Here is a 1,682-nt window from a genome sequence, read left to right as displayed (position 1 = left end):
GCTCGTCACCCAAGGCCGACCGTCGCGATCAACAATCGTTAATTCTGTGTCGTGAAATTTGAGAATAGCGGGCAGATTCCGCCCTTGACCATGATTAGACATGGTGAACCTCCGTTTGAACTGGGTTAACCAGCCCCCGGAGACGCCAATCCCTGGTGGCCGGACGCGCAAGGTTGGCGTTACCACCAAACGGAGTGGCGGACACAAAGGTCCCCCCACGCGCCCGACCATAGGAAAACCGCGCAAATGGATTATTGGCGCGGTTCGGACGCCGTTTGACAGACAGGACGCCAATCCCGGCTGCGGATTTTGCCGCAACTAGCCCCACCACGGGTGAGGATTTGGCAACCTTATCGCCAACGACGAACCCGGTCAATTCATAAAATCGAAAAACAAATATCACCGCATGGCGCAGCCGGGCATTTAATCCGCCGCCAGGACGTAAACACAAAAGTAAGATCGAAAGGGTATCGTTTTCCGGAACAGGAAAATCGCAATTGCAGAAAAATTTACGACATATTAGGGTTGCAACCCGACCAGTCGATTCGACCCGATCGTGCTCAACCGACGCAAACGCATAACAGCCGCGCTTTATCGAACTTGCTAACGCTTGCGCATGTTCCCATTTTTTAGTACGAAGCCGACGCGACAGTGATAGACTAACACCGTTGGATATGATTCGAATAAAAATGCGGGGAAAAGAATGGCAGTATTCAACATCGTCGCTACAACGGACACCAATATAGCCGAACTCGAAAAAGCCATCGAAAAATGCTACGATGAAACTGATCGCTTGCGCGTTAACGACTTGTATTGGCTGGTGTCGGATAACAAATCCAGTGTCGATGTCGCGAAAAAAATTGGCATCGTCAGCTCCGACAGGGTGGTGCCACCGGCAATCGTCACGAAGGTCGACACCTATTATGGCCGCGCCCCGTCCAATATCTGGGAGTGGATGAAAGTAAAAATCGAAGGAGGCGCCAATGAGTAGGCGCCCCACCCGCGATACGCAGAATACAACACCAGGTGCAGGTGACTTTCCAAATGTCACACCTAACGTACAGGATCTGCATAATACATCCGATATTCGCTTCGTCATGGTCGAGGTGGGAAAAATGACAACTGCCGTTGAAAACCTGAAAGAAAAGGTCGACAAGCTCGACGCCAACGACACCAAGATACAGAATGGAATCGCTTTAATCAAAGGCGGGCTATTTGTCGCGGCAGTCTTTTTCGGCTTCTTAGGATGGGTGTTTTCAAGCCAGATCAACAGCCTGCGCGACACGCTACTATCCATGCCGAACATCACACAACAGCAACAACCTGCGCAGCCCGATAAATGAAAACCGAAACCATGCCGTGGGATGCCGCAGCACACCTTGAAACCGGCGAAGACGTTGCCGCCTATCTTGATGCCGTGTTTGCCGAAGGCGACCCCGCCCTTGTCGCCCACGCCCTTGGCGTTGTCGCCCGGGCGCGCGGCATGACCGACATTGCCCGGGCGGCAGGCGTATCGCGGGCCAGCCTGTACAAATCCCTTCGCCCCGAAGGCAACCCCGAACTGGCCACCATCATGAAAGTAATGACCGCATTGGGGGTGCGGCTGGGGGTTGACGCATAAGCCATCCCCCACACCCTCGAAACGGGGTTCCGGGGGATAGCCCGCACCGCCAATCTGGCGG

General features: G+C 53.9%; 3 protein-coding genes. All 3 read left to right on the top strand.

All coding sequences use genetic code 11. The annotated features are described in order from the left end of the window. The first annotated feature begins 703 nt into the window (after positions 1 to 703). From THS27_RS26150 to THS27_RS26140, 3 genes are read left to right on the top strand one after another with little or no spacing between them, the layout of a single operon-like run. Complete coding sequence (locus tag THS27_RS26150; protein ID WP_085595938.1) at positions 704 to 991, top strand: hypothetical protein; 288 nt, start codon at positions 704 to 706, stop codon at positions 989 to 991. Further along, complete coding sequence (locus THS27_RS26145; RefSeq protein WP_085595936.1) at positions 984 to 1,343, top strand: hypothetical protein; 360 nt, start codon at positions 984 to 986, stop codon at positions 1,341 to 1,343. Before THS27_RS26150 ends, THS27_RS26145 begins: the two co-directional genes overlap by 8 nt. Further along, positions 1,340 to 1,621, top strand: coding sequence for an addiction module antidote protein (locus tag THS27_RS26140; RefSeq protein WP_085595934.1), 282 nt, complete (start codon positions 1,340 to 1,342; stop codon positions 1,619 to 1,621). Before THS27_RS26145 ends, THS27_RS26140 begins: the two co-directional genes overlap by 4 nt. Positions 1,622 to 1,682: the final 61 nt, after the last annotated feature.

The organism is Thalassospira sp. MCCC 1A01428 (genome assembly GCF_002115825.1).
GTDB lineage: Bacteria > Pseudomonadota > Alphaproteobacteria > Rhodospirillales > Thalassospiraceae > Thalassospira.
Note: the sequence above shows the minus strand (reverse complement) of the source record. Positions and strands in the feature narration are given on the sequence as shown.

Bases quoted from the DNA above. Each gene is read 5' to 3' on its own strand.
- THS27_RS26150 (WP_085595938.1), top strand. From the start codon at position 704: ATGGCAGTATTCAACATCGTCGCTACAACGGACACCAATATAGCCGAA.
- THS27_RS26145 (WP_085595936.1), top strand. From the start codon at position 984: ATGAGTAGGCGCCCCACCCGCGATACGCAGAATACAACACCAGGTGCA.
- THS27_RS26140 (WP_085595934.1), top strand. From the start codon at position 1,340: ATGAAAACCGAAACCATGCCGTGGGATGCCGCAGCACACCTTGAAACC.